This window comes from Vibrio sp. ArtGut-C1 (assembly GCF_002105475.1).
Taxonomy (GTDB): Bacteria; Pseudomonadota; Gammaproteobacteria; order Enterobacterales; family Vibrionaceae; genus Vibrio; species Vibrio diabolicus.
The window spans coordinates 41,775-68,501 of record NZ_NCTH01000001.1; the positions used below are offsets into that span (position 1 = coordinate 41,775).

Below are 26,727 nucleotides of genomic sequence, written 5' to 3' on the forward strand. Positions count from 1 at the left end.
GAGCGTATAAACGTGCTGAATATGATTTTTGTCCTGATAACCTAAGACGTGTTGAGTGAAATGGCTTGCTAGGATATCTATCAAATGGAAGAAGATGAAAAGGCGATTATGATGTTGGTCGTGATTGTGGGGCTAGTGCTCGTTTGGATAGCGCTTGAAGAGCTTAACTATCTTGGACTCTCAATAAAATAAGCCCCGTTAAACATGAGTGTAAACGGGGCCTTTCTCTTTTCTAAATGCTAATTTCGGTTAGCTAACCGCACGTACTTTGCCTTGCTTCAAGTCATTCAGCACTTGCGCTTTAGGACCATCAGCAATGATGCTGCCTTTCTCCATCACAATAACTCGATCAACGATGTCGAGCATCGACGTTTTATGCGTAATCAGTATCAATGTTTCGCTCGGTTTGAGCTGAGATAGCTGGTGCTTAATATGCATTTCAGAGCGGTTATCCATCGCGCTGGTCGGTTCATCCATGAGTAGGACGGGAGGACGGCCCAAAAATGCACGAGCGATCGTGACGGCTTGACGTTGACCACCAGAAAGCATCGCACCACCTTCACCTACTTGACGTTCTAAACCAGCTGGATCCGATTGTGTAAATGCGGTCACGCCTGCACGGTTTGCTGCATCAAGCACGTCTCGGTCATCGGTTAGTGGACGACCCAAGGTAATATTGTCGCGAATCGAACCGAAGAATAGATTCGAATCTTGAGGCACACAGCCGATGTTACGTCGAACATCAACGTGGTGAAGCTGTGCAATATCAGTATCATCGATACGTACGTGCCCCTCTGTTGGCTTATACAAGCCCATAATCAAGCGCTCTAACGTTGTCTTACCCGAACCAATCCGACCGATTATCGCGACTTTTTCTCCAGGATTTATCGTGAGAGAAATGTTACGTATAGACGCGACAGGAGAGTCTGGGTAATGAAACGTTACGCGATCAATTTCAATCTTACCTTGGATGATTGGGCGATGGATGTAGCGTTTCCCTTCTTCTTGCTCGTCTGGCATTTCCATGACTTGATTGATAATCGTCATAGAAGACTTCGCTTGGTTGTAGCGCGTTGAGAGCAAAGACAGCTGAACCAAAGGCCCTATGGCGCGACCACTCAACATGGTTGCGGCGATTAAGCCACCCATAGTGAGCTCGCCCTCTGCAATCAGATAAACACCGAGAATGATCATCCCAACGTTACTACTTTGCTGCACGAAGCCTGCCGCATTCTGGATGCTGTCGGTAATGCGGCGGCTTTTGATGTTCCAGTTCGCCATGTGCGCCACCGCTTCTTCCCAACGGTATTGGAATTGGCTTTGCGCGCTGAGCATTTTTACGGTTTCTAGCCCCGCTAGACTCTCAATTAAGTTGGCGTATTTTTGCGATGCTAAGCGTGACCCTTCCTCTATAGAGCGACGCAGCGGTCCTTGTATCAGTAGCGAATGGACAATCAAAATGACCACTCCGACCATTGGAACATATACAAGATCGCCAGCCATTAGCCATATAATCACTAAGAAAAGAATAGCAAAAGGCAGGTCAATTAGGGCACTGACGGTTGCAGACGTGAAGAATTCTCGAATAGATTCAAACTCTTGAAGATGGCGAGCGAATGCGCCGACCGAAGGCGGCTTGGACTCCATTCGGATGCCCATCACTTTGCTGAACAGTTTGGAGGAAATCAGAATGTCAGACTTCTTTCCTGCGACATCAATAAAGTAGTTTCTCAACGATTTGAGTATGAAATCGAATAGAAAGACAACAAAGATGCCGCTTGCCAATACCCATAAGGTTTCAAACGCGAGATTCGGTACCACTTTGTCGTACACCAAACGAGTGAACAGCGGGGCGGCAACGGCAAAGAGGTTGATGAGAAGTGAGGCGATTAAAACATCGCGGTAGATACGTTTTGACTGCCACAAGGTTGACCAAAACCAGTGACCTTCGTTGGTTTTGAGCACCTCGGGAGAGCGCTCATCGAAACGGAATTGCTTTTTAACTAAAAAGTAGCGACCAGTGTACTGCTCAAGTAGGTCTTCTAATGGAATGGAGATTGGCACCATTCCACTTTCTAAGGTGGTGACTTCGGCTTCGCGTGTCTCCGCGTTAATGCTGTTGAGAACGCATGAGTCACCGCCTTTAAGAACTAAGATTGCCGGCAGAATCAGGCTGGAGATGTTCTCCAGCTCTGCGCGGTTTTCCTTGGCAACCAATCCGGCCCTTTCCGCTGCTCTTGGTAGCAAAAATGGAGTTAGCTTGCCGTCTGAAAGCGGAAGGCCATTGACCAGCGCTTCTGGCGAGTTAGCTAACCCATAGTAACGGCTAACGTAGATGAGCGAATTCAGTAAAGGGTCTTTCATCTGTGGTAAACCTTTTTATTCCTTGTCGACGATGAATCCTTGGAATACCTCAACAAAATGCTCGGTGAGGAAGTCCAACTGGATTTGAGTTTCAATACGCGACGCGATAGTCGTAATGCCTAGGTTATGGGCAGTACGAGAAATCGACGTTAGCGTGAATTTCTGTTTTTCGTCGTGTAAGTTGTGTGTGAATAGGTAATCGAGCTTCACATAGTTAGGGCGGAACTCTTGGATGTACTCCAATGATTGGAAGTTACGTCCATAGTTATCTACGCCAAACTCAGCTCCGGATTGGCGAATGGCATTACATAACAGCGCCGTGTGGTGAGGCTGATCAATAAAACACTCCTCTGGAATTTCAAAGTGTAGCTTAGAGGCCACTTTTGCGTGTTTTTCTAACATGCTGGTGGTCCAGCGAATGAACGATGGCTGAGACAAGCTGCTTTGCGCAATATTGATCGCGACAGGATCGGTTAGCTCGCCACTTTCTAGCATCTTAATCATCGACTCAATAACGTACTGGTCGAAAATATTGGTGGCGTCTAACTGCTCTAGTGCGAATAAATATTGGTTGGCACGGAACGTTTCGCCCTCTTTTTCGATGCTTGAGAACACTTCGTTATGGAACACTTTACCCCAAGTGTTCTTCGCTGCTTGGAAGCGGAATTTAACCCAATCGCTATGAATCGCTTCTTCAACCAGCGCTTTCCACTGCTGTTTACCCATTAAGTTAGAAGGTGTGTCACTGCCGATAAAGCCGTAAGCTTTGTCTGGTTGAGCTTTGGCTTTCGAGAGCGCATTATCCACCATAGATAAGATTTCAGAGCGCGTTTTTTGGTCTTTACTATGCGCAACACCTAAGGCTGCTTTTGGTTTGGCTAGACCGGTTGGATCAGTGTTCAACCCGTTAACGCAGTTCACGATGCTGTCCGCCAAAATGCGTAGTTCGCTTTCATCCATGTGTGGGAAAAGCAGGCCAAACTCATCACTAGACAGGCGTGCAATGGTAGCTCCCGGCACATCAATGGTGTTTTTCAGACGTTGAGACAGCTCTTTTACGTGGGCATCGGCGCGTTGGTAGTCTTTTGTCTCGTAAATGTCACCAATGTATTCTGCATGGAGTAGCGCGATACCCCCTTGCGTTTGCTCTGCAAGCCATTGGTCTATTTGGTTGATGTAGAACGAGCGATTACCCAGTTTGGAGATAGGGTCGAGGTAAGCTTGAGCACGCAGTCGTTGTGCCTCTTTCGCTTGCTCTTTGAATGACAGCTCAATTTGAGCAGACATCATGTTAATGCCATCTACGACCGCGATCAGATCTTTAGTTCTTGGACGAGCAAGTGGTTCACCAAATTGGTTATTAGCGATTTCATGCATTTTCTTCACGATGGCCGCTAATGGTTTTAGTGAGCGACGGAGGATGTACGAAATAGCAATTAAACCAGCCAGGAAAATGACACTGAATGCAGATAACAAACCAATAAAGCCTTGCCAGAGCTGCTCGTAAGCAGCTCCTGGGTGGCTAATGATTTCCACTTCAGCAAGTTGCATCCAACCACTGGTCACTACGCGCTTATCGTGAATGGCTTTGAATAGATTCATGTCGATAAACCATTGTGGCACCGTACTTGGTTTAACCGGGTAAGTGCGCACGATTTGGTAGTCAGAATCCAAAGCGGTAAGGCGAACAACCGAGTAGGTGCTGCCGTCAAACAGAGCATTAATCACGGATTCTACCGCGACTTTATCTTTGTCTTTAAGGTAAGGAGCTAATGCCAAACCTACGGTGTTAATGGTGTTGTTGACCTCTGAACGTTGCTGTTGTTCCAAGCTGTCTCGAGTTGTGTTGAATTGGATTACGAATACTGATGCCAACAAGAGTATAAAGACCGTAACCATTCCCACTACAAGCTTCTTATATAGGGTCATGTTTCTCACTCGTCATAGTTAATTTTAGGTTTATTTAACTGCAACTTACGTTCGCGCGAGCGTAAGTCATTCCAAAGGCTCAACCGTGATGCTTTCCCTGCCAGCTCTCCAGTGCTAGCAGAAGACTTCATCAACCACAGGTTTGTACCATTAAAACTGTATATCGGTAGCAAGTCGCTACGTTTAGAGGCTCGGACAATATCAGGGTTGATATTGTCGAGAATGAGCGGCTCAGAGCTTGGGGTTGGGTAGTAAGCTAATACCATGTGAAACTGATTCAGTTCGATGGCTTTTACGTAGATCAAACGCATCTTAGAATCTGGTATTCCTAGCTCGAGTAACGAGAAGTACTTGGCGATGGTGAAATCCTCACAATCCCCTGCATTACTCCCTAAAAATTCGAGTGGCGTAGCCCAATAATCTGTCTTTCCCCACAGTTTTATGTCGTCAACAAAATACAGCTGGTTAAAAAAGTCGTTGACGCCAGCGAGCTGTTCATGTGTCTCTAATTGTTTAAATAAGTCGAGGTTTTTTCGCCATGTATTTACGCGCAATCCCGCACGTTCGCCGTACACCGCTGTGACCGTATTGACCCATTGTTGTTCTTTACTGCTTAACGCACCAATTTGGAACGAAAAACAACTTAAACTGATTAATAATGTAACTTTACGCTTCAAATTGGATCGCATATTCGACTCATATCACAAGTATACTCTTCTAAAGGGTTCGTCAGTGAGAAACAAGTGCTTTTTATTTAATCACTTATCGCTCAATACTCGCCGTTGTGAGTACCTTGGTGTGATTTACTCCTTCAAGGCGTTCGTTTTGGCACTTAAAATCGGTTTAAGTAGATATTCCAAAACGGTTCGCTTCCCTGTGATGATATCGACCGATGCCGTCATTCCTGGAATGATTGGTAAATCTGCATCTTGACCAAAATTCGTTTTATCGGTGCGGACACGAACGATGTAAAAGCTATTTCCCTCTTCATCTTGGGTTGTATCTGCGCTGATGTGCTCCAATTCACCCTCTAAGCCGCCGTACTTAGTGAAGTCGTAAGCCGTAAACTTCACGATGGCGTGTAGGTCCGGGCGCAAAAATGCAATGTCTTTGGGCGCAATTTTCGCTTCTACTAATAACGTATCTTCAGTTGGTACAATTTCGACGATATCCATGCCTGGCTGGATAACACCCCCAACGGTGTTGATGTTCAGCGTTTTGATTTTGCCTGTTACTGGCGAGTTCACAACGGTTCGATTAACTCTATCTTCTAAACCCACTGCTGATTCAACCAAGGCAGATAACTGGTCTTGGGCGCTATTGAGTTTCTCTTGCTGTTCAGAGCGGAATTTGAGCGCAACATCGATGCGATTAAGCATGGATTCTCGAATTGCTGACTTTAGTACCGGGATTTTGAGCTCACTGGAAGTCATTTCGCGGCGGGTGTCGTTGACTTGGCGTTGTAATTTGAGTAATTCAATACGAGGTACAACACCTTCATCAGCCAACGGTTTGGTGATGTCTAATTCTTTCTTTGCATATTGATAGCTTTGACGTAAGTTCCTTACTCGCGCTTCAATCTCTACTAAGTCCTGCTGCTTTTGCTGAACTTGTTGGTCAATCACCGAAAGTTGGTTGCGTAAATTGTCTAAATCTTCGCGGTACTCTGCTTTCTGGCGCTGAGTGAGTTTCGGCTGAGTTTCTTCTAAAGTTGGCGGAAAGGTCAGTTTGCCATAATCGAGTACTACGCTTTGGCGCCAGTTTTCCGTTTCAAAATCACGATTCACGGCAACACTGTTGATCGAAGCTGAGAGTTGCAGCACAGACGCAGTTAGGTTGGCAACTTGTTGTTCACGCTCACGAAAATCAGAGCGAAAGCGAGTGTCATCGATAAGAAGTAACTGCTGACCTTTTTCAACCAACTGACCTTCTTTGACTAAAATTTCTTTGACTAAGCCACCTTCTAAGTTTTGTACAACTTGAATCTGTGAAGAGGGAATGACTTTTCCCTGACCAACAGTGACCTGGTCGATTTCAGCCCAAGATGCCCAGCCTATTGCAGCAATAAAAAACAACACCATCACCCAGAGCATCAAACGTGCGCTGTTGGGGGTGTTGAGGAGCAATGCTGCAGTTTTGTCGTCAACAAAATCCAACTCTTCATTGTTGAGTTTGTTGTAGTTATCTCGGCTCATCACAGTCCCTGCTTATATAAATGCTGATTATCTTTTTGATCTTATTATTATTAACCGATCATGTCAGTATGCTCGGCGAATAAAAATATGAGACGAAGACCATTCTCTCTCCGAATGAGCGTTTTCAATGCTTCTCTAGCAAAAGAAAAGTGAAGATATCGTCAGAGTATGGCTATTGCGCCTTGAACTTGGTTTTATCCAACTGATGTTTTTTTAGTTTGTCGTACAAGGTTTTGCGTGATACCTGTAATTCTAGTTGAACCTCTTTGAGTCTGCCTCGGTGTCTTTGTAGTGCATCGAATAATAAGCAATATTCAAAGTATTCTGTGCGCTGAGTCATACTCTGAATTTCGATACTTTTTTCACTGTTCCAATCTTCCATTCGGAAGGTATCTGGCTTGAGCGCGCGAAGTTCTGCAAATTGGCGTAGCTGCTTAATATTTTCTGGCCATTCTAAATCGGTCAGATGTTTGACTTCTTCTAAGCTAATGTGTGGCGGTTGAAGCTGATAACGGCTCGCTGCGTGGCGTACAAAGTGCTTATATAAAGGCCCAATGTCTTCTTTTCTTTCATCGAGTGTCGGCAAGTGAATTAGAGTAGCCAGGGCTTTGATAGACGGATCAACTTGGGTTGTCGCACCAAAAACACGCTCAAGTTTCGGGTGGTTAAATAAGCATTGCCATTGTTCATATGAGACATGCTCAGCACTATGTAAGTACAAGCTGCAATGGCTTTTTCCTTCAATCAAGCGATGTATGGCTTTATCGAGGGCTTCTAATGAAAGCTCATAGAGATCCTCACCAGAAGCGGCGATTAACTCGCTGTCTGGCGTTGCATGTATGTCGTGGGCAAATTGCGCGGCGAGCCGGCGACCTGTGCCATCTTGACCAACAAAAATGAGCGGCTGGTTCGTTGGTGCGCTGATCAAAGCGCGACGAATGCTCACCATGGCTTTACTGTGACCAATCATTTTCGGACCAACGTGAGTTTGCATGTCGAGCTCTTTTTTAAGCCAGATGTTTTCCTGCAATAGATTCAACTTATCACCAGCGTTATTGAGCGACTTCATAAGTTGTTCCGTTGAAAAAGGCTTTTCGAGAAAGTCGTACGCGCCGCTTTTCATCGCATCTACCGCGGTTTTCACATCTCCATGTCCGGTAAGTACGATAAATTGAAAGTGATCGTTTTTACTTCGCAACGTTCGCATGAACTCCAATCCATCCATCACGGGCATATGGATATCGGTGATGATGATCGCTGGCGTATTTGGGTCGATAACGCGTAAGGCTTCCACGGCGTTTGGTAAGCAGGTGACGTCTATCCCTTCAATAAGCAGTGCTTGAGCGACGGCATCACGAATATGTGGTTCATCATCAACAAAGAAAACGGGATTATTCATGGTTGTTTTCCACTTCTGGGTTGCGTTGGTTTTGGATAGCGATTGGCAGTGTCACGATAAAGGTCATGCCTCCTGCTTGTTGTTCCGTGTTCTGATGTTTATAAGCACTGAGTGAACCGTGATAGCTTTCTAAAATGCGTTTGGAGATGGTCAAACCTAATCCTAAGCCCTCTGGCTTAGTCGTAAAAAATGGGTCAAAGACTTTTGCTAGGGCTTCGTCCGACATGCCGGGCCCGTTGTCGGAAACAAGAATGTCACAGCTGTCATCATGACACTGAACGGCAATAGATATTTGCGGATCAATGCAGTAGTTTTCCATCGCTTGTGCAGCGTTGTGGAAGAGATTGATCAGAACTTGCTCTAACTCAACGCTGTGAATTGCTAGCTTCACATTATAATCGATGGCTGGGACTTTTAATGTCACCCCTTGTTTAATGAGTTTGTTGCTCAAAATGCTGGTGGCAGTATGTACTGCGTCGTGCAGTACCGCGATTTCATTGTGTGAATCGTGCGTGGCTTTCCGAGTAAAGACTTTTAAGCGAGCGATCACTTCCGAAATGGTGTCATTGAGTGTCAGCATTTTGCCCAAGTTGTCGGCGACCATTGGGTATTTTTCCATTGCCAACAAACGCTGCGAGTTTTCGGTATAGGTTCTTAGTGCGGAAAGTGGCTGATTTATCTCATGATTAATACTGGCAGAAAGTTCTCCCAACAATGCCAATTTCGCGGCTTGAGTCAGTTCTTGTTGTGTTTGTTTAAGCTCTTGTTGGCTTTGCTCATATTGGCGGATGGTCTGTTGTAGCTTTTGGTTGGCTTCACTCAGCACTAGTGTCCGTTGCACCACTTTTTCTTCTAGGCTCACATTAAGGTCGGTTAGGCGTGCCTTGTTCACGAGTGTTTGGAACCACGCCAACGCAATCAGCGCAATGAGCGCATATAGAATCAGGAAGACGATATCAGCCTGTAAAACGGCGGCAAGGACGGTGTTGTGGTTTATCAAGGCAACGACGCGAAATCCTTTATCCAATACATGTGTCGCGTATGCGAGGTAATTGGGTGAGAGGAGCAATTGATTATCAGCAAACTCGGTGACGCCACTTTGCGCGGTAAGCTCACCAAAATACTCTGGTAAGGTATCGCCATACTGACGCGTTTCGGTAAGCTCGTTTATCGCACTTGGTGACAGCGGGAAAAGTGCACGATAGCGCCAGTTAGGCAAATTGCTCATAAACACGACATTGTGTTTATCCGTGATGAGTACGTCCGTCGTGGTTTGCGAAAGACGCTGTTCTAACTGCTCCAAATTCACTTTTACCGTGATCACGCCAACGACCTCATCATTTACCCAAAGCGGAGATGAGAAGAAGTACCCACGTTTATTTGAACGAACGCCTAACCCGACATATTGAGCGGGTTCACCGCGTCGCGCATTTTTAAAATAGGGACGATAGCTAAAGCTGGAACCAACAAACGTATCTTCTTGCTGAAAGTTACTTGAGGCAATGACTAACCCTGTGCGGTCATGAACGTAAATCGTATCGGCCAAACTTTGTTTCAACCAATCTGCTAACAATAGGTTGAGCTCGTGAGAGGGCGATCCGCGTTCTACTGCTTTGAGTAATCTCGGATCGTGACTTAATAGGTTTGGTATCTGTTCAAACTTTGCCAGCTCGTAGTCGACTTCTTGCGACACTTGCGCCGCTTGCCTCTCTAGCTTTTGTTGCCACTGATCATGTTGGTATTGAGTTGCGTAATGATGAGTAAGCGCAAGCCCTGAAATGCCAACGGCATACAGCAGCAGTAGAAAATGGCGTAGGGCTTTAGGGTTGAGTAAGTTCACGATCAGCTCACTGGTTTTTTGTGTCATGGTATCAAATGACACACTGTGATGCTGTGAGCGGCAACGATAACAAGCACAATGATGTCCTTGTATTTCCTCAGTATCGGGAGCACAATCGACAAAAACGAGTGAAGGAGTAAAGATGGAACTTGCTGATATTCGTCGTGAGTACACCAAAGGTGGGCTACGTCGTAAAGATTTGAAAGCTGATCCTATTGATCAATTTAATCTGTGGCTAGAGCAAGCAGTTGAAGCGGGTTTAACGGACCCGACTGCGATGACAGTTGCAACGGTTGATGAAAATGGCATGCCGTTTCAACGCATTGTTCTATTAAAAAACGTCGACAAAAATGGCTTTGTATTTTACACCAATCTAGGCAGTCGCAAGGCCCAGCAGCTTGAGCATAACAGCAATATTAGTTTGCACTTCCCTTGGCATCCGTTAGAGCGCCAGGTTCATATTACAGGTGTGGCGGAAAAGCTCACCGCCGTAGAAAATATGAAATACTTTACTTCTCGTCCAAAAGAGAGCCAATTAGCCGCAATCGCGAGCAAGCAAAGTAGCCGTATTTCTGCTCGAGGTGTATTAGAAGGTAAGTTTTTAGAGCTAAAACAGAAATTTGCGAAGGGTGAAATACCGGTTCCAACCTTCTGGGGTGGCTTTCGCGTAAAACCACAGAGCATTGAGTTTTGGCAGGGTGGTGAACACCGTCTTCATGATCGCTTTCTTTTCTCCCAACATGATGGAAGTTGGGATATTGACCGTCTAGCGCCATAAACTCTCTTGCCTCATGAATAAACAAACACCGCCACTTGGGCGGTGTTTTTGTAGGTAGAAAGTGGCGCGAATTATCGCTCTCCATTCAACACTACCGATAATTGATGCTTAAGCAGCGTTTTGGGTACAACAGAGCCGTAGCCTGCTTCCATGGCTTTATCTATTAGTTCGTTCTTGCTGTTCGCTGCAAACTTATTACGTAAGCGTGCGACGTGACCTTCAACGGTTTTTGTTGATATGCCCATGACCTGAGAGATGAATTGTGGCTTCTTGCCGTAGAGCAAGAGGAAAAGCGTTTCTTGCTCGCGACATGTGAGCTTCTCTGGTTTTGGTTGTAAATCAGAGAAACGAAAGATGGATTGCTGATTAGGGTTGGTGCTGATTGCACGACAAACCCAATACCCGACTTCAATCACGGCGGTGTCGGTGAGCTCTCTTCCGTAGAAAATGGTCCCTACGATGTTACCATTGTCATCTCGCCACGGTGTTTTAGTAAAGATATGGGCTCGCCATCGGCCATCTGGATAAGGGTGGATATCAAGAATTTTGAGTGACTCACCAGTTTCGATAACGTGTTTATCTTGGCGTTGAAATTCTTGTGCACATTCAGTGGTTGGGCTCGCCATCTCAAAATCAGTTTTACCGACGCACTCCTCGGGCGACGTGTGTCCCAACAGTTCTGCGTATTCCTGGTTTACGTAGCGGAATACCGAATCTTTATCTTTGCATCCCCAACAACCTGGTAGCTGTTTAAGGAGGGATTGTTCTATGGTATCGACTGAAATATTCACAAAAGGACTCACTACATACTGCTTTTACCAATACAGAGACGTCCGTGTTGCGTTGTTAATATTGACATTGCCAAGTAGGCAGTCATGTTGCTAGAACACGTTCGTTGATTGGCGCTCAATCCAATTAAGTTCATGGTGTTCGATATTTTCGTCACACAGTGATAAACAACAACGAAATTGAACGAAGAATTTAATTGGGAAAATGGTCTGTTTCATTACAGATATGTGCGCTCACGGATGTCCGCCTGAGGTTCGGCTTACAACTCGTATCGTCCTTGATCATGCTTCCTACAACTCAGTTGTAATTTAGTTGGCGTTCATATCACTCATCGAGAGGGAGAACGGCGCCTAAGTCATATGAGAGGGACAGTGAGACGAAAGCTATAATATCAGCTTATGCCATTGTTTTCATTGTTGAGAAGCGAAAAAAAAAGCCAGCCTGAAGACGGGCTGGCAACACAAGATATAATCTTGTCGACGTGTAGAAGAGGTTCTAAATTACCTAGCGAGGGTCTGCTAAGTAAGTTAGAGGTATCAATGAGATACCGAGAGCTTTAGATCGTATGCATCTTAAAGCTCGAGGACTAATGTATTGAATCAGAAGCATATTAGTAAGGGGGGAAATCCCTCTATGTTGATTTCAAGATGTGGCTTTGATCTGTTTATGAGGCGATTTATCTATTTTGAACCGCAGTGTTCTACCAAATAACGGATTGTTCGGTAACAAGGATCTTTATATCTATTGGTTATGTATACGTAAGGTGCTTCTATCTATCCGTTTTTGTTAATAAAATTGGTTGCTCATTGACCGTAAGTTAACCTCGCATGATCATCGTTCCGGAACTATGATCATGTAAACGAACTTGATCATGCTGTTTTGATCTTGTGCGATTGAGTTGGGGAAAAGTTGCAACCCAACAAGGAAGGTATATGATGCCAAGACGTAAGCTGACCGTGTAAAGACGACTGTTTAAAATGAGTGATTCAGATAACCCCAAAGCCCCGCCATATCAAGAGATTATGCTGCCTAAGCCAGCAGAACTGATCACACTTCCGTCTTATATGGACTGCCATGATCATTCTTACACACAGATCGTGATTGGTTTAAAAGGACAAGCCGAATTTGAAGTGCGTGGACGAGGTAATCTTGTCGGTCCTGGCCAAGGTTGTGTGGTAACCGCATGCTCTGATCATGCTTTCGGTGGCGTCATTAATCAATCGGATATTTTGGTGCTGAATATGCCAAAACCGACAAATGATGATCCTGAAATGCTGCAGAAAATCAATAATCTAGAAAGAGACCATGTCTACTTTCAGTTAGACGGTCAAATTCAGAAGCTGATACAGATGTTGGTTCAGGAAATGCGAAACCATCCGGACGACCTGCTGTTAAGTCGCGCGTGCAACGACACCGTGATTGCATTAATGCAGCGCCATATCTCGGCATTTGAGACTAGCCGAAAAGAGTCACGCTTTGATTTGGAGGCGATTGATCGCTACATCGAGCAGCACCTTAGCCATAAAATCAGTGTGGCTCAGTTAGCGGGACGAGTGTTTCTAGGGGAAAGTCAGTTCCATTGCTTGTTTAAGGAGCAGATGGGGATTACACCTCATCAATATGTTCTCGGAAAGCGTATCGACATGGCTCGTGAATTAATCGAGCAAGGCCACCTTTCTTTAGGGCAAATTGCCGAATTCACTGGTTTCTCAAGCCAGAGTACGTTTACTCATACTTTTACTCGCTTACAGGGAATATCGCCATCCCGCTATAAAAAACAAGTTGGATAACAACGCGTATTTTTAGGTCAAATTAGCAGCAATCAGAACAAAGCCATGCAATATGCATGGTTTTTTTGTGTTTTATTCACGTGACCTATCTCTCGTTTTGTTAAATTCTCTGTCCTTTGGTGTGACTGATATGCCACTTGATCCTACATTTTCTCTTAGAACGAGCGCTTCACAAAAATCTTATTGATATTCCTGACATTTTGTTGTGAATGCAATGAAAAAATTAAAATTTACAACACAAAATATTACCTATTTGAATGTGACTATGTGGATGTTTTGTTATAAAAGCGAGTTTTTGGCAAAAATGTCGTAGTTTTTGACAAGTATTCTTATCGGCCTCAAAATACACTGCCAGCCATTGATAATCCTCGAAGCGGTTTTCGAGGAGTGAGATTGAGGAACACACATGTTTACAGCTACGAACGTGTTGACACCGGAATTTATCGGGCAGCCGCTTGATAAGTTGTGGTCACTGATCTCGCCATTGTATATGGTGGACGAGTCTCAATGGCTAGAGCAACTATTGCCACTAGCGACGCCGACAGAGGATGAAAAATCGGCGATCACTACCCAAACGACCCAACTTATCGAAGCCATTCGTGCCGATAAGAAGTCAATCCAGATGATTGATGCTCTGTTGTTGGAATACAGCTTAGATACTCAAGAAGGTATCTTGCTGATGTGTCTTGCAGAAGCATTAATGCGCATCCCAGATGCCGCGACAGCAGATTCTTTGATTAAAGATAAGTTGAGCGTCGCAGACTGGAAATCTCACCTGAAAAACTCTGACTCTGTGTTTGTTAACGCATCAACATGGGGCCTCATGCTAACAGGTAAAGTGGTTGGTCTTGGTGAGCAAGGCACCCAGAGCCCAGGTCAGGCTGTAAACCGTCTGGTAAATAAATTCTCTGAGCCTGTGATTCGTAAAGCCATGTATCAGGCAATGAAGATCATGGGTCACCAGTTTGTTCGTGGTCGTACGATCGAAGAAGCGCAAAAGAACGGTCGCCCAATGCGCGACAAAGGTTTCACCTACTCATTTGATATGTTAGGTGAGGCGGCGTTAACCACAGCGGACGCGAACAAGTACTTCAAAGATTACCTAATGGCGATCGAAGCGGTAGGTCGAGAGACTTACGGCAATGACACCAGTCCTGCGCCTTCGATTTCCATCAAGCTTTCTGCATTACACCCGCGCTACGAAGTCGCAAATGAAGAACGTGTAATGACAGAGTTGTATGACTCACTAATGCAGCTATTGAAACGTGCAATCGAAGTCGACGTTGCAATCACAATCGATGCAGAAGAAGCGGATCGCCTTGAGCTTTCTCTGAAGCTATTTGAGAAAGTGTACCGTAGCGATCTTGTGAAAGGTTGGGGCAAGTTTGGTTTGGTTATTCAAGCCTACTCAAAACGTGCTCTACCAGTCTTGGTGTGGCTAAACGCATTGGCAAAAGAGCAGGGTGACCTTATTCCGCTGCGTTTGGTTAAAGGCGCGTACTGGGACAGCGAAATCAAGTGGTCTCAACAAGCGGGTTACGCTAATTACCCGGTATACACTCGCAAAGAAGCGACGGACGTTGCGTACCTAGCTTGTGCTCGTTTCCTACTTAGCGAAGGTGTTCGCGGTAATATCTATCCGCAATTTGCAAGCCACAATGCTCACACGGTGACGGCAATCGCCGTTATGGCTGAGCACAAAGAGTACGAGTTCCAGCGTCTACATGGTATGGGTGATTCTCTGTATAACCATGTAATGGAAATGTATGGTCAGCCAGTACGTATTTACGCTCCTGTCGGTAGCCATGCTGATCTTCTTCCGTACTTGGTTCGTCGTCTGCTGGAAAATGGCGCAAACAGCTCGTTTGTACACCGTCTGGTTGATGCGCGTTGTCCGATTTACGAGTTGACTCATCATCCTGTTGATGTGTTGACGGGTTTTGACACGCTACACAACGACAAGATCCCATTACCTGCCGATATCTTCCCTGAGCGTAAGAACTCATACGGCGTCAACATTGATATCGACAGTGAGGCGAAGCCATTTGAAGCGCAAGTAGAAAGCTTCATGGACAATCAGTGGGTTGCAGGCCCGATGATCAATGGTGAGCGTTTTGCCGAAAGCATGATCAAGGAAAATGCGGCTGAGATCATCACCGCACCGTACGATCGCCGAATTGAAGTCGGCAAGGTGGCATTTGCAACACTTGATCATGTTTCCGCTGCAATTGATGCGGCGCAAACCGCTTTCTCTGATTGGAAAGGTGTTCCTGTTGAGCAAAAAGCGGCTTGTTTAGAAAAGCTTGCTGACTTAATGGAAGAAAACCTAGCTGAGCTGGTGGCGATTTGTCACAAAGAAGCGGGCAAGACGATTCACGATAGTATTGATGAAGTTCGTGAAGCAGTGGATTTCTGTCGTTATTACGCGAAACAAGCGCAAAACCTACAGCCATTTGAGCTAGAGGGTTTCGATGGTGTGAAACGCATTTCTAGCCGTGAAGGTCTTGGTGTGTTTGTGTGTATCAGCCCTTGGAACTTCCCTCTGGCTATCTTCCTTGGTCAGGTAACGGCAGCACTGATTGCAGGTAACACTGTGGTTGCAAAACCTGCTGAGCAAACAAGCTTAATTGCCGCTCGCGCTATTGAATTAATGCTTGATGCGGGTTTCCCTGCTGGTGTGATTCAGTTACTTACTGGTCGCGGCGCTGAGATTGGTCATGCACTGACTTCTCATGATGCTATTGCTGGTGTGGCATTCACTGGTTCAACGGCAACTGCGCAACGCATTAACGTCACGCTTGCGGAGCGCAGCGCGAAACCGGTTCCGTTTATTGCGGAAACAGGTGGTCAAAACGCAATGATCGTGGACAGTACTGCATTGCCAGAGCAGGTGGTGCGTGATGTGATTCGTTCAGCGTTTGCATCTGCCGGTCAGCGTTGTTCTGCCCTTCGTGTTCTATTTGTACAAGAAGATGTTGCAGACCGTATGATCAACCTGATTCAAGGTGCGATGAATGAACTGCATGTTGGTTTACCTTACCTACACAAAACAGATGTTGGTCCGGTTATCGACAGCAACGCAAAACAAAAACTCCTTGCTCACCTTGAGCAAATGAGCAAAACACAGACTAAAGTCGCTCAGCTGCAACTTGACGAATCGTGCCAGCATGGTGACTTTGTCTCACCAAGTGCGTTTGAAATCTCGGGCATCGATGTGCTGAAAGAAGAACAATTTGGTCCAATCTTGCACATTGTTCGCTTTAAAGCGTCTGAATTACCGAACGTGGTTGCGCAGATCAACAAAACGGGTTTTGGCTTGACGATGGGTATCCATAGCCGTAACGAAACCACGTACCGTTGGATTGAGAAACACGCTCGAGTGGGTAACTGCTACATCAACCGAGACCAAGTTGGTGCTGTGGTTGGCGTACAGCCGTTTGGTGGTCAAGGCTTGTCGGGTACTGGCCCGAAAGCTGGTGGTCCACACTACCTATTCCGCTTTACTCTACATCTTCTTGCTCAAGCAGAAAACGCATAAGGAGTCGCATTATGGTTCATCAGATCACCTATTTTAAAGATGCATTCTCTGCGTGGGAGCAGTGGAATCTGACTGATTTTGATTACAAATGCGAGCATGTTCTGGCATTTAAATCTGCATTAGAAGGGCAGCAGTCTACCGTTGCCAAAGTGGTTTCTTACCACTTGCAACAAGCATCAACTCTTCTTGCAGAAACTCACCAGTTAGTTGGCCCTACAGGGGAAACTAACGAACTGTATGCCGCAGGACGCGGTGTGGCTTTGGTGATTTGTGAAAACAACATCGAGCCTGCTGATAATGCGTTATACAGTGCTTTTGCGATGATCACCTGTGCCTTAATTGCAGGCAACAGTGTGGTCGTTTGCAGTGACAATGCAGAGCTAAACCAACTGGTTAAGCAAGCTGTAGCGTTGGCAAACTTCCCATCTAACTTAGTCCAGGTTGTTGCGTACGATGCGTCTGCCCCGTTGCTTGAGAGCGATGTACGTAGTGTGGGTTATGTTGGGCGTTCACAGGTTGAGCATGCGCTCAATCTTCAACTAGCTAAGCGTGACGGTGCAATCGTCGGCTTAGTTTCTGAAACGGATTTAGAGTCACCGAAATTGGCTCATGATCCTCATCTCTCGTTGCGCTTCATTACCGAGCGCACTCGAACGATAAATATTACCGCGGTGGGTGGTAACGCGACTCTACTCGAGTTGGGGAACGAAACTCACTAACCTGACTTGTGATACCAATCTGGAGTAACTGGACTGAGAGCCGGTCCAGATTGGTTTCTTATACTCTGATGTATTGCTGAGACGGTAAAATATCAGGGCAGGCAAGGAAGGAAATAATTATAACGAGGACTATCTAATGATAGAAAATAGCTTTGCTATCACGTCCACTTTTGTGGCGTATTTACTGATTATGGTTGCTATTGGCGTTTACGCGTATAAGAGGACTTCCAATTCATCTGATTACTTCCTAGGTGGCCGTAGCCTAGGTCCGTGGCCTGCTGCATTATCTGCAGGTGCTTCAGATATGAGTGGCTGGTTGCTGCTAGGCTTGCCTGGCTATGCGTACGCTGCGGGTATCGAGGCCTTCTGGTTAGCCGGCGGTCTACTTCTTGGTACATGGGCAAACTGGCTCATCAGTGCAAAACGCCTACGTACCTACAGTATCCAAACTGACGCGTTAACGTTGCCAGAGTTCCTGTCACGTCGCTTCAACGATAAGTCGAAACTGATCCAGACAATCTCTGCGTTTTTCATTCTTCTATTTTTCCTTTTCTACACCAGCTCAGGTTTGGTCGCAGGGGGCAAACTGTTTGAGACGGTATTCGGTCTAGATTACACCTACGCTGTTATCATCGGTACGGTGTGTGTCGTTTCTTACACACTATTCGGTGGTTTCCTTGCGGTATCTTGGACTGACTTAGTGCAAGGTCTGCTAATGGCCGCTGCGCTAATGATTGTTCCTGTTGCAGTAATGGACGGTGGTCTAGGTCAGCTAACTTCTGATCTGCATGACATCAACCCAGAACTTGCAACGCTATGGAATGACGCCAAAGGTGAACCACTGTCTGCGATTGCTATCATCTCTTTAGCGGCATGGGGTCTTGGTTACTTTGGTCAGCCACACATCCTAGCGCGTTTTAAAGCGTCTCGTTCAAACAAAGATCTAACGACTGCACGTCGTATCGCTGTGATTTGGACTGCACTATCTATGGTTGGTGCAATGCTTGTTGGTCTTGTCGGTCTGGTTTGGGTTACGGGTCATCCGGGCACTCAACTAGAAGATGGCGAGAAGATCTTCATGCTATTGGTTAACGCAGTATTCCACCCTGTCGTTGCGGGTATGTTGTTAGCAGCAATTCTAGCGGCGGTAATGAGTACAGCAGACTCACAGCTTCTTGTTTCATCTTCAGCGCTTGCAGAAGATTTCTACAAGCAAGTATTCAAGCCAGAAGCCTCTTCTGAAGAAATCGTAATGATTGGCCGTATCGGCGTTATCGTGATTTCGCTTGTTGCGCTATTCCTAGCAATGACACCAGATAGTTCTGTACTTGGTCTTGTTTCTTACGCTTGGGCTGGCTTCGGTGCTGCATTTGGTCCTGCGGTTGTACTTAGCCTTTACTGGAGCGGTATGAACCGTAACGGCGCACTAGCAGGTATCCTTGTTGGTGGTATCACTATCGTTGTTTGGAAGCAGCTAACTGGCGGTTGGTTTGATGTGTACGAAATCGTACCGGGCATCATCTTCTCTACGCTTGCTATCGTTGTTATCAGCAAAGCGACAGGCGGTGCAGCGCAAGACGTATTAGACCAACATCAATCGTACGAGAAGAAACTAGTTGAACTAGACTAATTACTTCCTTTTACGAACACAAAGCCCGCTTATACAGCGGGCTTTGTTTTATCTGAACTTAATAAACGTTAACGGTAATTGCTTGAGGCCAGACTGTCACGTCGCTTTATTCTTTGTGAGTGTGTCAGTCACGACGAACTTTGGCGTAAATGACGGTGTTACTCAGCTCGCCAGAAGGCGCACGCCGAGCATTGCGTAGCTCACCTTCAAACTCATACCCACAGCGCTCAGCAACCGCACGACTTTTGCGGTTATTCGCATCGGCTAAAATCGCGATTCTTTTCGCGTCCAACGCTTCGAATGCATAGTTTTCAATCGCCGCTACCGCCTCAGAGATATAACCGTAGCCTACCGCGCGATCATCAAGCCAATAGCCAATCTCAAATGCCGGTATCTCTTGATCATGGATCATTAACCCAATGGCGCCGAGTAAACGATCGCTTTCCTTGTCGATTAGGTAGTAGCGCAATTCTTCTTCGAAGTTTTCAAAGTTTGCGATGGCTTTCTCTGTCCCTGCAATCATCGCTTCTAAAGTGAGCACGTGAGGTACCCATGGCAGGTAAACTTCAAGCGTTCTTTGGCTACGAACAACGGCCTGATGTGCTTCTTCTGCACGTTCCAAGCAAGCTGGGATGAGCTTTAAACGTTTGGTTTCCATGTCGAATCTCCTAGGCTTTTATACTCCAATCGTCTCGTAATGCAGGATTCAGAGCGTTATCACTAAAAATCATTTAAACAGAAACACTTAGAGACATCTAGCCTTCGCAAGAACATTATTCACTTGGTTTGTAAGGGAGAAGCTGAGAGAATTGAGGCGTTATAAACATAAAATGGTTTAATATGAAACTTCTAGTAAGAAACTTAGCTCGTGAGACGACAGAGCAAGACATCCGTACTCTGTTCTCAAACTACGGCAAAGTTGAGCTTTGCACCGTCGTGCTTGATCAAGAAACGGGTTTATCAAAAGGGTTTGGTTTTGTGATCATGCCGGATGAAGCCGAAGCCGTTGCGGCGTTGGAGGCACTAAACCTGTCTTCAGTACACAAGAGCAAGATTCGTGTGAAAGTCGCACAAGACTAGTATTTTTGCCTTTCAAGGTGAAAGATAAAACCAGCTGAGAGGCTGGTTTTTTAGTGCCTTAATTTTGAGAGGTTGCTACGGTTACTTGAGGCGAAAATATTTGCTGGTATACGCAGACTTCTCGTTCTTTTCCCTGCATTTTGATGATGTGATTGTCGATATACGTCATGCCCAACTTTTGAATGACTGATTGGGATTGTCTGTTTTCGACCAAGTGAATCGCTTTTAGGCCCGATAACTCAAAATGTGGTCTGGCAAACTGAATTAAAGCCATTGACGCTTCTTGAGCAAACCCATTCCCCCAATAATCGACGCCAAGCCAATACCCTAATGTGCCGACTCCCTCCGAGATGTTTAGCAGACTAACAGCACCAATTAACGCTTCGTCTTGACGTTGAGTAATGGCATATATGACCCCACTACGTTGGTGATATACGCCAACATGGCTCTTAATCCAAACTTGTGCCATCGGCTCTTCATAGGGATGAGGAATGTTTGCGGTCATATCTGCAATGCTCTTGTCTCCTGCGAGTCGTGCGACTTTTTCGCTGTCTGTCGGATGAAATGGGCGAAGAATAAGCCTTTGTGTCGTGAGCGTTGGTTGAAGCGTCATCGTGCGTCCTTGAGATGAGTCAGTATTGTGGAAATTGCAGATTCACACTGTAAATCAGGCGTGTTTAAACAACCAAGTAATGCCTGAATCGAAAATGTGAGTGAAAGCCATATTTAAAACGCCATAAAATTGATCATTGCAGATTGAAATAGCGAGTAGCAACAATTGGTTATGTGTGATGTGTCGTATTATTACACACATAAGCGCGTTCGTTCATAATAATGGTACAAAAGTTGAGGTCTGACCAATGTCTCAATTTTTTGATACTTTCGTCCAATTTTTTGAAGATAGGACACAAAAAATTAAAGGGGCTTTTTTATTGTGGAATTATTTTGAACAAAATATGTCAATTGTCAGTAGTACTGAAAAACAGGGAGAAGAGAAATGCCGGATATATATTGCGCAGCTTGTAGAAAATCAACGCAACATAAAGTGATCATGAAGCGTTGCGAGCCACAGCCCGTTGATTCGTTGACAGGTAAAGTGGTGAGTTTTACACAGCTGATGGCGAAATTTGTATCAGGTGAACACTACTACGAGATGGAACCACAATACTACTGCCGATGCTGTAATCATCGTGCAATTGGAGAAGTGATTCCTCATCCTACCAGGCATACGTCGGCAGCTCTCTAATTCAGAGCGATAGCTATGATTAATAGCTAAACAGGGCGGCTTGTCCCGCACGTCAGATCTATAAAGGCGTATCACACGCTTTCAAATTTGCGACTCTACGGGAGCCGCTAGATTACTTTTGTTCTTCATACTCGGTTATGGAGAGAGCGGCAGTAATCGCAGCCCTTTCCTTCCTTAGTTATTTTCTAATTATTCTCTGCTGAATTTCACATGCTGTGCATTTGATGGTTTGCAATTGTTTAAGCAACGATTAATGTGATGCTTCCTGAGTGGTTACAAGGATGTGGTTAATGAGTTACCAATTGGACCGGATTGATTTACACATTTTGAGAGTGCTTCATTCAAGAGGCAGAATTCCAGTTGTTGAACTCGCAAAGCAGATCAACTTAACGACCTCGCCATGTTCTGACCGCGTGAAGCGGCTAGAAAAAGAGGGGTATATCAATGGCTACCATGCGGAGCTGAATGCGGAAAAATTAGGGTTGGATGTGCAAGTATTCATCCATATTCGCTTAGACCAAACCAGTTTTTCCATTTTTGAAAAGTTTGCGAAAGCCGTCGAATTGATGCCGGAAATTGAAGAGTGTTATTCGCTCTCAGGGGACTTCGATACCATGATAAAGGTTCGTGTTAAGAGTATGAAAGCGTATCAGGAGTTTATGTCGAGTAAGTTAGGCACGCTTCCGGGCGTGATCCAGACTCGCAGTGAAGTGGTAATTGAAGAACATAAAACAGGATTTGGTGTTAATCCTGAGCTCCTTGGTTAGGCGAGGCATGCGTTGAGCCCCGTTATTTAGCGTGGCTTGGCATATTACTTTTTCAAGATCAAAAAAGGAGCCGAAGCTCCTTTTTGATAAATCGGTGAGCGACTATGCGCCGATAAAGGTGCTGATAACGCCAATTAAACCGCCAAAAACACCGCCCCAAACGACTAGCCAGCCAAGGTGTTCTTTAATCATTTTTTGCACCATTTCTTTGACCAGTGCGGGTGTTAATTCGCTCAAGCGCTGATCAATGATGCCTTCAATGTTCTGCTTTATCTCATCCATCATAGCAGGAGACTCGAACTGCTCTTTCAGTGCTTCTTTGATGTTATCGCTCTTGCTCAACTCAATAATGGATTCTTGCATCTTTTCGACGAAAGGCTGCCGCATAGGTTGTAATGCCTCCGCGCCGCCAAACATCGCTAGCATGCCGCCAAATTGAGAGCCTTCGATCACTTCTACCAAAGAGTCAAACGCTGGGTTTAAATCCACTTTCTCAATCACAGGTTGAAGATCGATGTTTACACCGCCCGCCATTTCTTTGTTCAAGAATCGATCGATGTTCGCTTCGGTAAAGAACTGCTCCATCATCAAGTTTTTGATAGCCAGTTTAAACTCTTCAAATCGCGCGGGGATCACGCCAGAACCGTATAATCCAGGCACTTTTTCAAACAGCATGTGGATGGCAAGCCAGTTAGTGATGGCGCCTGAGAACGCAAACAGCCCCGCATACCAAAGGTAGTCGTTTTGTAATTGATGACCTCCAGCCATCAAAGCGATAGCGAGGACATTCGTTAGCAAACTTTTGTTCATAGTGACCAGTTATATGTGAATATCGGAATAAATAAGTGGGCCTGATTCTATACCTAAGTCACATTGAGATGCTAGGTTTTGCCGTGATGAGTGACCGTGTTGCGAAGGGATAAAAATGGATGTACAGAAAAACAAAACCCGACAATTACTGTCGGGCCACTGCTTTTTCTTAGAAAAACTAAGATTCTATTTTTAATTTTAGATGCGGTAGATCTTACAACAAAGTTGGCATTTCCATCTTTCTGAGTAGCCGAATAGCTTGTCAGCCTAACTTGGTTTGAGTTGTACGATCTGCATTGAACCACATTTACACATAAGCTAATTACCTTATTGTTAATCTAATAACTAAGCCATCTATTGAGTATAGCTGTTTCTCAAAAAGTGAAATGACAAATGAAGACGGCTCAAAACTCTGTATTGTGTTCATTGCAATGGATACGCAACGAGGCGGTATATTAGCAGAAAAAATGTGAGCTTTATCATGGAGGGTGTTTCATATATGAGAAACTATAATGGCTATATGAGTATAGGTTTATTAATAAAAATGAAAAACGGCGCTTCATGCGCCGTTTTTATTGGGTTTCTCGCTAATTAAGAAACGTGTTGATTTTCTAACTCTTCAGCGATAAATCCGCCAGTTTGATGCGCCCAAAGCTGGGCATAAATACCGTTGTTCGCGATGAGCTCTTGGTGAGAACCTTGCTCAACAATACTGCCTTTATCTAGCACGATGAGGCGATCCATTTGTGCTATGGTCGACAATCGGTGCGCAATCGCAATAACGGTTTTTCCTTGCATTAACTCATTCAAGCTTTCCTGGATGGCTGCTTCGACTTCTGAATCCAGAGCCGATGTTGCTTCATCCAGTACCAACAATGGTGCATCTTTGAGTAGCACACGAGATATTGCGATACGCTGACGTTGGCCGCCAGACAGTTTCACACCACGTTCACCAACTTGCGCATCGTATCCGACATTACCAAATGGGTCGGTCAGAGTTTCAATAAACTCATGGGCATGCGCTTGCTTAGTGGCTTTCAGCAAATCTTCTTCTGTCGCATCTGGGTTGCCATACAAAATATTGTCGCGAATAGAGCGGTGCAGCAGAGAAGTATCTTGGGTCACCATACCGATCTTTGAACGCAAAGAGTCTTGTGTGACTTCTGAGATGTTCTGTCCATCGATCTTAATGCTGCCGTCTTCGACATCGTGGAAACGGAGTAACAAGTTCACCAAAGTCGATTTTCCGGCGCCGGAGCGCCCAACCAAGCCTACTTTCTCTCCTGGTTTGATGTTGAGATCGAGGTGGCTAATCACGCCTTTTTTCTCACCGTAATGGAAGCTGACGTTATCAAAGTGAATGCCACCTTCAGTGACAACTAAGTCTTTTGCGTCTGGTTTATCTTTAATATCAATTGGCTTAGAGAGCGTTTTCATTCCATCGACTACGGTTCCCATATTTTCAAAGAGGGCGCCAACTTCCCACATGATCCACATCGACATACCATTTACGCGTAATGCAAGGCTAACAGCAATCGCAATCGCGCCAACGCTGATTGCGCTATCCAACCACAGGTAAATCGATAAAGCAGCAACGGAAAACACCAAAATATAGTTTGAGATCTCTACAGCAACGTCGAAGCCGGTCACTAGGCGCATTTGACGATAGACCGTATTCAAAAATCCCTTCATGCCTTGCTCAGCATATTGGGTTTCGCGCTGGCTATGGGAAAACAGTTTGACCGTTTGAATATTGGTATAGCTGTCGACGATGCGTCCGGTCATTGTCGAACGTGCATCGGCTTGCGCTGAAGCGACATCTTTGAGCTTAGGGACAAAATAGATTTGGATAGCGATGTAAGCGAGCAGCCAGACGATCATTGGGATCATCAAACGCCAGTCTGCCGTCGCTAACATAATTATCATGCTTGTGAAGTAAACCGTAACATAAACAAACACATCCATAGCTTTCATGACGGTTTCGCGCACAGCTAGTGACGTTTGCATGACTTTAGTTGCAACTCGGCCTGCAAAATCATCTTGATAGAAGTTTAAGCTTTGATTGAGCAAATACCGGTGTGCAAGCCAGCGGATAGACATTGGATAGTTGCCCAATAATGTTTGGTGAACGAGCAACGAATACACGATCACCAAAATGGGCATGACAACCAACAATAAGGTTCCGTAGAAAATTAAATCTGCTTTATTGTCTTGCAAGAACGTTTCTGGATTGCTGGTAGACAACCAATCAACCAATTGTCCCATCGCGCCAAACAACATAACTTCAACGACAGCAACAATCGTGGCCATCAAAGACATGATGATCAAAGGCTTTTTGTAGCCGCGGGTATAATAACGTAAAAAAGCGAGCATCCCTGAAGGAGGCTGATCTGGTGTAGATTTGGGGAACGGCTCTGTAAAGCCTTCAAATCGTTTAAACATAACTCATCCTAAAGTTAAAACAGTGCCATTTGGGGTGGCTAAATCCATCGATTCACGCAGCTTTGGACGAAGTCGCGTGTATAAGGGTTTTTGGCTGCTCCTCGAGAAAGCAGACGGATTGACGAGAGGGGCGAAAAAATAGTCTAACCGATTGTGTTTTAAATGTAACTAGTTGGTTATGGGTGTGGTTGTCTATGGTTCTGATTCTTATGATGAATTCTTCGCATGTTCATCGCGATGCCATAAAACCTTAAACCTGCAGAGTGACAATAAAATTTCGGGAGAAATAAGCTAAGTTCAGTGAAAATTACTTCTAGATAATTAAATTAATTGTGAAAACAGCAAAACTGAAGTTAACAATAAATTTACAATCTCCTCATTCTAGTGATAAGGAATGTATTGGATGCTATTACACGAATCAGTGACCCAATTTGCTAATGGGAAAGAAGAAAGCACGCAAAGTGCTCAGCGCCAAACCGCAAACTGCGTAGTGATGGTGCCACCGAAAGAGTTTCGTTTTAATGAAGAAACCGCACAAGATAATGAGTTCCAACATAAAGTGTCACTCAGCCAAGAAGAAGTCTCGCGTAGAGTGATGGCCGAGTTCGCGAGTATGGTAGCAACGCTGCGTCAAGAGGGCGTTCAAGTTGTTGAGTTTGATTATCCGGCTTCAGATGTTGCGACGCCAGACGCGGTATTTCCAAACAACTGGTTTAGCACTACGCCAGATGGCACGTTGTACACCTTTCCAATGGCCTGTGAAAACCGTCAAAAAGAAGTGCGTCCCGATGCGCTTGTGGCGGCACTAGCGCAAGCTGGGCGAGAAGTTCATCGACGTAGCAGCCTAACTGAATATCTTGATGAGCAAGCGTATTTAGAAAGCACGGGTGTGATGGTCTTTGACCACTTAAATAAAACGGTCTATGCCGCACTTTCACAACGTTGTGATCGTCTGGTTTTAGAAGATTACGCCGATCGTATTGGCTATGAACGAGTGATCTCTTTCCAAACTCGTTTGCCATCTGGTGCGCCTATTTACCATACCAACGTGATGATGGCTGTGGGTGAGCAGTTCTGCGTGATTTGTGACGAAGTGATCCCAGAATTTGAGCGTCGTTTTGTGATGAAATCTCTCGCTAAAGATAAACAAGTGATCTCTATTTCGATTGAGCAAATGAACCACTTCTGCGGCAACATTCTTCAGTTGGAAACCATCAATGGAGACAAAGTCATTGCGATGTCGCAATCGGCATACGATGCTTTCTCTCCTGCACAAAGAAATCAACTTGCGACGCACGGTAAATTGCTGCCATTCGATGTTTCTACCATAGAATCTATTGGTGGTGGCTCGGTTCGCTGTATGTTGGGTGAGGTATTTTTGCCTAGTCGACAAGCGGTGTTATAAACAATA

20 protein-coding genes are annotated in these 26,727 nt (G+C 45.2%); 9 read left to right on the forward strand and 11 right to left on the reverse strand.

Going from position 1 to position 26,727, the window contains the following annotated elements; all coding sequences use genetic code 11:
• Positions 1-249 precede the first annotated feature (249 nt).
• The 6 genes from B7360_RS00200 to B7360_RS00225 all read right to left on the reverse strand — a co-directional run bounded on the left by B7360_RS00200 (position 250) and on the right by B7360_RS00225 (position 9,754).
• The gene (locus tag B7360_RS00200; protein ID WP_006740888.1) at positions 250-2,364 is read right to left on the reverse strand and encodes a type I secretion system permease/ATPase; all 2,115 of its coding nucleotides are present in this window, start codon (positions 2,362-2,364) and stop codon (positions 250-252) included.
• A gap of 15 nt (positions 2,365-2,379) precedes the next feature.
• Positions 2,380-4,293, reverse strand: coding sequence for a LapD/MoxY N-terminal periplasmic domain-containing protein (locus B7360_RS00205; RefSeq protein ID WP_031780239.1), 1,914 nt, complete (start codon positions 4,291-4,293; stop codon positions 2,380-2,382).
• Between the two features lie 5 nt (positions 4,294-4,298).
• Positions 4,299-4,982, reverse strand: coding sequence for a transglutaminase-like cysteine peptidase (locus B7360_RS00210; RefSeq protein WP_005392134.1), 684 nt, complete (start codon positions 4,980-4,982; stop codon positions 4,299-4,301).
• Positions 4,983-5,096: 114 nt separating this feature from the next.
• Positions 5,097-6,488, reverse strand: a complete 1,392-nt coding sequence (locus B7360_RS00215; RefSeq protein WP_005392136.1) for an HlyD family type I secretion periplasmic adaptor subunit — start codon at positions 6,486-6,488, stop codon at positions 5,097-5,099.
• A gap of 172 nt (positions 6,489-6,660) precedes the next feature.
• A complete protein-coding gene (locus B7360_RS00220) occupies positions 6,661-7,887 on the reverse strand; it encodes a sigma-54 dependent transcriptional regulator (RefSeq protein WP_054866765.1) in 1,227 nt (408 codons plus the stop codon).
• Positions 7,880-9,754 (reverse strand): ATP-binding protein, encoded by a 1,875-nt coding sequence (locus B7360_RS00225; protein WP_085342448.1) that lies wholly within the window; start codon positions 9,752-9,754, stop codon positions 7,880-7,882. Before B7360_RS00225 ends, B7360_RS00220 begins: the two co-directional genes overlap by 8 nt.
• Positions 9,755-9,869: 115 nt before the next feature.
• Between B7360_RS00225 and pdxH the strand changes: the two genes are divergently transcribed.
• A complete protein-coding gene (gene pdxH, locus B7360_RS00230) occupies positions 9,870-10,505 on the forward strand; it encodes a pyridoxamine 5'-phosphate oxidase (RefSeq protein ID WP_005392142.1) in 636 nt (211 codons plus the stop codon).
• A 71-nt stretch (positions 10,506-10,576) separates the two neighbouring features.
• Here pdxH and B7360_RS00235 read toward each other — a convergent pair whose 3' ends face one another.
• Complete coding sequence (locus B7360_RS00235; RefSeq protein WP_005392144.1) at positions 10,577-11,296, reverse strand: PAS domain-containing protein; 720 nt, start codon at positions 11,294-11,296, stop codon at positions 10,577-10,579.
• A 975-nt stretch (positions 11,297-12,271) separates the two neighbouring features.
• Between B7360_RS00235 and B7360_RS00240 the strand changes: the two genes are divergently transcribed.
• The 4 genes from B7360_RS00240 (at position 12,272) to putP (ending at position 18,971) form a co-directional block, all read left to right on the forward strand.
• Entirely contained in the window at positions 12,272-13,084 is an 813-nt protein-coding gene (locus B7360_RS00240) for an AraC family transcriptional regulator (RefSeq protein ID WP_006740882.1), read from the forward strand.
• A 406-nt stretch (positions 13,085-13,490) separates the two neighbouring features.
• Complete coding sequence (putA, locus tag B7360_RS00245) at positions 13,491-16,622, forward strand: bifunctional proline dehydrogenase/L-glutamate gamma-semialdehyde dehydrogenase PutA (protein ID WP_085342449.1); 3,132 nt, start codon at positions 13,491-13,493, stop codon at positions 16,620-16,622.
• Between the two features lie 11 nt (positions 16,623-16,633).
• Positions 16,634-17,341 (forward strand): 1-pyrroline-5-carboxylate dehydrogenase, encoded by a 708-nt coding sequence (locus B7360_RS00250; RefSeq protein ID WP_006740880.1) that lies wholly within the window; start codon positions 16,634-16,636, stop codon positions 17,339-17,341.
• 136 nt (positions 17,342-17,477) lie between these two features.
• Positions 17,478-18,971 (forward strand): sodium/proline symporter PutP, encoded by a 1,494-nt coding sequence (gene putP, locus B7360_RS00255; RefSeq protein WP_005392162.1) that lies wholly within the window; start codon positions 17,478-17,480, stop codon positions 18,969-18,971.
• 124 nt (positions 18,972-19,095) lie between these two features.
• Here the strand turns inward: putP and B7360_RS00260 are convergent, their stop codons facing one another.
• Positions 19,096-19,629 (reverse strand): GNAT family N-acetyltransferase, encoded by a 534-nt coding sequence (locus B7360_RS00260; RefSeq protein ID WP_085342450.1) that lies wholly within the window; start codon positions 19,627-19,629, stop codon positions 19,096-19,098.
• A 182-nt stretch (positions 19,630-19,811) separates the two neighbouring features.
• Between B7360_RS00260 and B7360_RS00265 the strand changes: the two genes are divergently transcribed.
• Positions 19,812-20,051 carry an RNA-binding protein gene (locus tag B7360_RS00265; RefSeq protein WP_005392166.1) on the forward strand — a complete coding sequence of 80 codons (240 nt, stop codon included), beginning with the start codon at positions 19,812-19,814 and terminating at the stop codon, positions 20,049-20,051.
• Between the two features lie 58 nt (positions 20,052-20,109).
• On the opposite strand, the gene B7360_RS00270 is transcribed toward B7360_RS00265, so the two are convergent.
• Complete coding sequence (locus B7360_RS00270) at positions 20,110-20,664, reverse strand: GNAT family N-acetyltransferase (RefSeq protein WP_085342451.1); 555 nt, start codon at positions 20,662-20,664, stop codon at positions 20,110-20,112.
• A gap of 384 nt (positions 20,665-21,048) precedes the next feature.
• Between B7360_RS00270 and B7360_RS00275 the strand changes: the two genes are divergently transcribed.
• Both B7360_RS00275 and B7360_RS00280 read left to right on the forward strand, forming a co-directional pair.
• Complete coding sequence (locus B7360_RS00275) at positions 21,049-21,297, forward strand: hypothetical protein (protein ID WP_012842405.1); 249 nt, start codon at positions 21,049-21,051, stop codon at positions 21,295-21,297.
• A 290-nt stretch (positions 21,298-21,587) separates the two neighbouring features.
• Positions 21,588-22,064 (forward strand): Lrp/AsnC family transcriptional regulator, encoded by a 477-nt coding sequence (locus B7360_RS00280; protein WP_006740877.1) that lies wholly within the window; start codon positions 21,588-21,590, stop codon positions 22,062-22,064.
• Between the two features lie 102 nt (positions 22,065-22,166).
• On the opposite strand, the gene B7360_RS00285 is transcribed toward B7360_RS00280, so the two are convergent.
• The gene (locus tag B7360_RS00285) at positions 22,167-22,874 is read right to left on the reverse strand and encodes a DUF445 domain-containing protein (RefSeq protein WP_005392172.1); all 708 of its coding nucleotides are present in this window, start codon (positions 22,872-22,874) and stop codon (positions 22,167-22,169) included.
• 591 nt (positions 22,875-23,465) lie between these two features.
• Complete coding sequence (locus B7360_RS00290; protein ID WP_085342452.1) at positions 23,466-25,316, reverse strand: ABC transporter ATP-binding protein; 1,851 nt, start codon at positions 25,314-25,316, stop codon at positions 23,466-23,468.
• A gap of 403 nt (positions 25,317-25,719) precedes the next feature.
• On the opposite strand from B7360_RS00290, the gene B7360_RS00295 reads away from it, so the two are divergent.
• Entirely contained in the window at positions 25,720-26,721 is a 1,002-nt protein-coding gene (locus B7360_RS00295) for an arginine deiminase-related protein (protein WP_085342453.1), read from the forward strand.
• Positions 26,722-26,727: the final 6 nt, after the last annotated feature.

What these genes read in the sequence shown, in the direction of transcription:
- B7360_RS00265 (WP_005392166.1), top strand. Translation starts at nt 19,812, where the DNA reads ATGAAACTTCTAGTAAGAAACTTAGCTCGTGAGACGACAGAGCAAGAC.
- putP (WP_005392162.1), top strand. Translation starts at nt 17,478, where the DNA reads ATGATAGAAAATAGCTTTGCTATCACGTCCACTTTTGTGGCGTATTTA.
- B7360_RS00260 (WP_085342450.1), bottom strand. Translation starts at nt 19,629, where the DNA reads ATGGAAACCAAACGTTTAAAGCTCATCCCAGCTTGCTTGGAACGTGCA.
- putA (WP_085342449.1), top strand. Translation starts at nt 13,491, where the DNA reads ATGTTTACAGCTACGAACGTGTTGACACCGGAATTTATCGGGCAGCCG.
- B7360_RS00200 (WP_006740888.1), bottom strand. Translation starts at nt 2,364, where the DNA reads ATGAAAGACCCTTTACTGAATTCGCTCATCTACGTTAGCCGTTACTAT.
- B7360_RS00280 (WP_006740877.1), top strand. Translation starts at nt 21,588, where the DNA reads ATGAGTTACCAATTGGACCGGATTGATTTACACATTTTGAGAGTGCTT.
- pdxH (WP_005392142.1), top strand. Translation starts at nt 9,870, where the DNA reads ATGGAACTTGCTGATATTCGTCGTGAGTACACCAAAGGTGGGCTACGT.
- B7360_RS00210 (WP_005392134.1), bottom strand. Translation starts at nt 4,982, where the DNA reads ATGCGATCCAATTTGAAGCGTAAAGTTACATTATTAATCAGTTTAAGT.
- B7360_RS00275 (WP_012842405.1), top strand. Translation starts at nt 21,049, where the DNA reads ATGCCGGATATATATTGCGCAGCTTGTAGAAAATCAACGCAACATAAA.
- B7360_RS00240 (WP_006740882.1), top strand. Translation starts at nt 12,272, where the DNA reads ATGAGTGATTCAGATAACCCCAAAGCCCCGCCATATCAAGAGATTATG.
- B7360_RS00205 (WP_031780239.1), bottom strand. Translation starts at nt 4,293, where the DNA reads ATGACCCTATATAAGAAGCTTGTAGTGGGAATGGTTACGGTCTTTATA.
- B7360_RS00295 (WP_085342453.1), top strand. Translation starts at nt 25,720, where the DNA reads ATGCTATTACACGAATCAGTGACCCAATTTGCTAATGGGAAAGAAGAA.
- B7360_RS00225 (WP_085342448.1), bottom strand. Translation starts at nt 9,754, where the DNA reads ATGACACAAAAAACCAGTGAGCTGATCGTGAACTTACTCAACCCTAAA.
- B7360_RS00250 (WP_006740880.1), top strand. Translation starts at nt 16,634, where the DNA reads ATGGTTCATCAGATCACCTATTTTAAAGATGCATTCTCTGCGTGGGAG.
- B7360_RS00270 (WP_085342451.1), bottom strand. Translation starts at nt 20,664, where the DNA reads ATGACGCTTCAACCAACGCTCACGACACAAAGGCTTATTCTTCGCCCA.
- B7360_RS00215 (WP_005392136.1), bottom strand. Translation starts at nt 6,488, where the DNA reads ATGAGCCGAGATAACTACAACAAACTCAACAATGAAGAGTTGGATTTT.
- B7360_RS00285 (WP_005392172.1), bottom strand. Translation starts at nt 22,874, where the DNA reads ATGAACAAAAGTTTGCTAACGAATGTCCTCGCTATCGCTTTGATGGCT.
- B7360_RS00290 (WP_085342452.1), bottom strand. Translation starts at nt 25,316, where the DNA reads ATGTTTAAACGATTTGAAGGCTTTACAGAGCCGTTCCCCAAATCTACA.
- B7360_RS00220 (WP_054866765.1), bottom strand. Translation starts at nt 7,887, where the DNA reads ATGAATAATCCCGTTTTCTTTGTTGATGATGAACCACATATTCGTGAT.